The organism is Paenibacillus sp. AR247 (genome assembly GCF_002968895.1).
Classification (GTDB): Bacteria; Bacillota; Bacilli; order Paenibacillales; family Paenibacillaceae; genus Paenibacillus_AQ; species Paenibacillus_AQ favisporus.
In genome coordinates, this window is sequence record NZ_PCZT01000025.1 from 43,849 (window position 1) to 48,856 (window position 5,008).

Here is a 5,008-nt window from a genome sequence, read left to right on the forward strand (position 1 = left end):
GCTTGCGTGCCGCCGGCGACGCGGCGAGGTAACCTTCGCCGTCACCGGAACGTGCAGGCTCGGCTGCTGCCGGCGCTGCCGGTTGGGCTGGTGCCGCAGCCGGTGCAGAAGGCTGCTGAGCCTGCGGCGCCTCTTCCTTCGCTGCCGATGCGGACGCCGGTTTGGCGTCGCCGCCGGTGCCCATACGTCCGATCACTTCACCGATTTGAACCGTATCCCCGTCTTTTCTCAGAATCTTCTCCACCACGCCGTCTTCTTCGGCACTGATTTCCAAATTGACCTTATCCGTTTCAAGTTCGAGGAGGACGTCGCCCTGGCTGACTGCCTGGCCTTCCTCCACATGCCATTTAAAAATCGTTCCTTCTGTGATGGATTCTCCCATTGCCGGTACTGTAATATCGCTCACTGCCGCTACCTCCCCAGAGTGATGTTATGTTTAATGGATTTTTGATTCAATGCTGCCGCAACGATTTGCTGCTGCTCGAAGGCGTGTACTTGTTGGAAGCCGCTCGCCGTACTGGAGCGTTCCGGACGGCCGTTGTAGTTCACCGGCGTATCCTTCGGCGCCACCTTGCGGAGCTTGGACTCGATGTAGCGCCATGCTCCCATGTTCTCAGGCTCTTCCTGTACCCACAAAATTTCCTTCACGTTCGTAAAGCGGGCCAGAATGCCGGCGACTTCCTTCTCAGGGAACGGATACAACTGCTCCACACGGAGGATGTGCAGCCATTCGTTCGCCTCGCCGCTCTTCTCCAGCGCCTCCTCCAACTCAACGGCAATCTTGCCGCTGCACAGGACGATGCGCTCAACGCGCTCCGGACGTCCGCCCAGACCTGGCTGTTCCAGCACAGGCTTGAAGGATCCTTCGGCGAATTCGGACGGGCTGGAAGCCACGCGGGCATTCCGGATCAGGCTCTTCGGCGACATCAAGATCAGCGGACGCGCATCTTCGCTTTCGGTCAGTGCCGCTTGACGGCGCAGCAAGTGGAAGTACTGGGCTGCCGACGTAACGTTCGCTACCGTAAAGTTCTCTTCCCCGCCGAGCTGCAGGAACCGTTCCAGACGGGCACTGGAGTGCTCTGGTCCGGCGCCTTCGTAGCCGTGAGGCAGGAGCATCACGAGGCTCGATTTCTGTCCCCATTTAGAGCGGCCGGCCGAAATGAACTGGTCGGTGATCACCTGAGCCACGTTGGAGAAGTCACCGTACTGGGCTTCCCAAATGACCAAGGTCTCCGGCGAGTACACGTTGTAGCCGTATTCGAATCCAAGCACCGCTGCTTCGGACAGCGGGCTGTTGTAAATTGCAAAGGATGCCTTGGCGTCCGGCAGATGATGAATCGGGCAGTAAGTCGAGCCGTTCTTCGTATCATGCAGCACCAAGTTGCGGTGCGCAAAAGTGGCCCGCTCGGCGTCCTGACCGGTCAGCCGGATCGGCTTGCCGTCCGCGACGATCGAGGCGAAAGCCAGCGTCTCTGCAAGACCCCAATCTACCTTTCCCTCGTTCAGCGCGGTTTCCCGGCGCTCCAGAATACGCTGCAGCTTAGGATAGACGTTGAAGTCATCCGGACGGCTCAGCAGATCCTTATTGATCTTGCGCAGCTTGCCAATCGGCACGGCCGTCTTGATCTTGGCGATCCGCTCTTCGGCTGGCGTCTGGTGATGCGAGTTGGCCGGATCCTGTTCCTTGTCCTTAATCCGGTCGTATGCCGCCTTCAGGCGTTCCTGAACCTGCTGGATGATCTGCGCGGATTCTTCCTTGCTGATCACGCCTTCCTTGATCAGGATATCCGCATAAATGGCGGCAACCCGCGGATGAGTCTTCACTTTCTGGTATACGAGCGGCTGGGTCGTATCCGGATCGTCCGTTTCGTTGTGGCCGTAGCGGCGGTAACCGACCAAGTCAATCAGGAAGTCCTTCTTGAACTTGTTGCGGTATTCGCTGGCCAGGCGCATCGCGTTGATGCACGCTTCGGGATCGTCGGCGTTCACGTGAACGATCGGAATTTCATAACCTTTCGCCAGGTCGCTTGCGTAATGCGTCGAACGGGAGTCTTTACTCTCCGTCGTAAAGCCGATGTTGTTGTTCGCAATAATATGAATCGTTCCGCCGTTCTGGAAGCCCGGCAGCTTGTTGAAGTTCAAGGTCTCGGCCACGATGCCTTCGCCCGGGAATGCGGAATCCCCGTGAATCACCACCGTCGCGGCTTTGTTTACGTCCTGCTGCGGATATCCCGGCTCGGTGCGGTCCTCCTGGGCGGCGCGGGCAAAGCCCTCGACCACCGGATTAACGTACTCCAGATGGCTTGGGTTGTTCGCGAGCGTGATCTTGGCTTTGACGTCGCCGCCTTCAACGGTGCGGTTCGCACCCAGATGGTATTTCACGTCTCCGGTCCAGCCGAAATTGATGCCCATCGATCCTTCTGAAGGGAACATCTTCTTGTTCGGGGAGTGATGGAATTCCGCGAAAATTTTATCGTAAGGCTTGCCGAGCACGTGGGCCAGCACGTTCAGACGGCCCCTGTGGGCCATGCCCATCAAAATATGCTCCGCACCTTCGTCCACCATGTGGCGGACAAGCTCATCCAGCATCGGAACCATCGTGTCGGTTCCTTCGATGGAGAAGCGCTTCTGCCCGACAAAAGTTTTGTGAAGGAACTCCTCGAATTGATCTACTTCCACCAGTCTTTCGAGCAGAGCCTTTTTCTGCTCTGCGTTCAAAGGAACCACAGACTGGTTCTCGACCTGGCGGTTAAGCCATACGCGCTCCTCCACTTCATGGACGTGGCTGAATTCGTAAGCAATCGTGCCTGTATATGTTTGACGCAGTTTCTGGATGGCTTCCCAGCCAGTTCTCACGTTATCGGGAGCTCCGTCCCAGATCAATGAAGCCGGAAATGCTTCCAGGTCGGATTGGCTCAGCCCGTACTGCTCTGGCTCAAGCACCCGTGTGTCGGCTTTGGTGAGAATGCCCAGCGGATCAATGTCTGCCGCCAGGTGTCCATAAGTGCGGATGTTCCACACCAGCTTGCCTGCGTCAACGCCCTTCTTCAGCAGGTTGCCATCCAAAGCGACGGATTTCGGTGCCGCAGCCGGCTCCAGCTCGGCAGACGCCATCGGCGGCGCTCCCCACAGCTGGAACACTTTACGGTACGTTTCGTCCACCGATTCCGGATCATTTACATAACGTTCGTACTGTTCCTGGACGTACCCCAGATTGGGCCCGTAATACGATTCCCAAGCCCCCTGCGCTTGCTCGTCTCTCTTATTGGTTATCATCGTTAACGTGATACCTCCGCCTTGATTTTTTAATAGTCATATAGAATGAATAAACCGCTTCATTGTTCAATCTATATTTGGACGGAAATCTGAACAATCAATGCAATGTAAGCCATTTCACGATAATGTAAGCGGCTCAATTTCTATTATAAACAAATCGGAGCCAGACCTGAAATAACCATTTAATATAGTTATCATCTAAAAAACAGATGGATTAAGTTTGTCACCCATTCTCGTATATGACAATATTTACAGCTCCCCTTCGCCAAAAAGCGACAGCTGTCCCGGAGGCTTCTCCGGGGTCTTCATGCCGAGCTTGTCCATCAGCTGAATTGCATTGTCCGCCGCATCCCCGCCCGAATTGTTGTTAAAAATGACCCAGCATTCCCGGGTTTTCTCCAGCAGCTTCCCGATATGCTCCTTCCATTCCTCAAGCTCCTCGTCGCTGTACCTGTACAAATACCGGACCTCCCGCCAATTGGGCTGACCGCTGGAATGCCATCCCGATGCATTGCGGCCATGCAGCCGTACAAGCGACACGTCTTCACGGGTCGCTTCCAGAACGAGCGGCACCGATCCCTCTCCGGCCTGAGGCTCGTCGCAGACGGTATGAATCCATCCTTCTTCCTTCATAAAGGCCAGCGTCTTCTCCCTCATCTCCCCGGCAAACCAGCTCTGATGGCGGAATTCCAACGCCAGCGGAAATCCGTCCATCCACTCGCGGGTCCGGCGCAGAATGTCCACATGCTTGCGCTCACAGTCAAACCACGGCGGATACTGAAACAGCACGGCGCTCAGCTTGCCGGCCTGGCGCAGCACCTCCGCAGACTCCCGGAACACTTGAAACATCGTCCTGGAATCGGGATAAGGGCTTTTACCCCGGGCGTGTCCGGTCATTCCCTGGTAGGCTTTCACCACAAAACCGAAGGAATCCGGCGTTTGAGCAGCCCATTTCTCCGGCGGTTTCGTTGGGCATGCGGTTCGGGTTGTACCAGCACGTGTCGATACCGATATGGTTGCCGCCCTGAATGTCCGAGGTGAGGGAATCGCCGACCATCAGCATTTTATCCTTGCGGTCCTCCTGAATCACCCGGAAGGCATGCTCGAAAATGCCCGCCTGCGGCTTCTGGAATCCCGTATCCTCGGAGACGATGACCGCCTCGAAAAAGTCCTTCAGGTCGGAGCGGCCGATCCGTCCAAACTGCACCTCTTTAATGCCGTTCGTGATGATGGCCATTTTGTAACCGTGCTCCTTAAGATAGAGACAGATATCCAGCGCACCCGCCAAAATAAACGCGCCTTCGGCGAGCGATCCCAGGTAACGTCTGCTCAATTCCTCGGCGTCGTCGTTCAGCCCCTGCTCGCGGCCGAATCGGCGAAAGCGCTCGACCCGCAGCTCCGCCGAGCTGATCAGACCCTGCTCAAATTCGCGCCAGAGCTCCTCATTGATCCTTTTATAGCAGCCCGTTATTTCCGTGTCATTCGCGTCCAGGCTGCAGCTGGTAAGCAGCTGGTTCAGCGCGTGGCTCTCCGACATTTTAAAATCGAACAGCGTTTCATCCGCATCAAACAAAATCCATTCGTACGACAAGATGTACCCTTCTTTCAGTAAAGTGATATAAACGGCGTCAGCGTGCCTCAATCAAAGTCATGCAAAGGCATCATCCGGTTGGTTTGTGCGTTTCTATTGTACCATGCCGCCAAAAACGCCTGCTTGCGTCCGTGTCCGTGG

The 5,008-nt window shown here is 56.1% G+C and carries 3 protein-coding genes and 1 pseudogene; all 4 read right to left on the reverse strand.

Annotated features, from left to right (window positions below; translation table 11 throughout):
* Positions 1-406: biotin/lipoyl-containing protein (locus CPT76_RS32795; protein ID WP_146116516.1), on the reverse strand; the 406-nt coding region annotated here is incomplete at its 3' end.
* A gap of 5 nt (positions 407-411) precedes the next feature.
* Positions 412-3,276 (reverse strand): 2-oxoglutarate dehydrogenase E1 component, encoded by a 2,865-nt coding sequence (locus tag CPT76_RS32800; RefSeq protein WP_105445869.1) that lies wholly within the window; start codon positions 3,274-3,276, stop codon positions 412-414.
* A gap of 249 nt (positions 3,277-3,525) precedes the next feature.
* Positions 3,526-4,233, reverse strand: a pseudogene (locus CPT76_RS32805) (DUF72 domain-containing protein); the annotation flags it as partial.
* Positions 4,151-4,867, reverse strand: coding sequence for a YjjG family noncanonical pyrimidine nucleotidase (locus tag CPT76_RS32810; protein WP_105445871.1), 717 nt, complete (start codon positions 4,865-4,867; stop codon positions 4,151-4,153). The pseudogene CPT76_RS32805 and the gene CPT76_RS32810, both read right to left, overlap by 83 nt.
* Between the last annotated feature and the right edge of the window lie 141 nt (positions 4,868-5,008).

Excerpts from the sequence above, each read along its gene's own strand:
- CPT76_RS32800 (WP_105445869.1), bottom strand. The coding sequence starts at position 3,276 with ATGATAACCAATAAGAGAGACGAGCAAGCGCAGGGGGCTTGGGAATCG.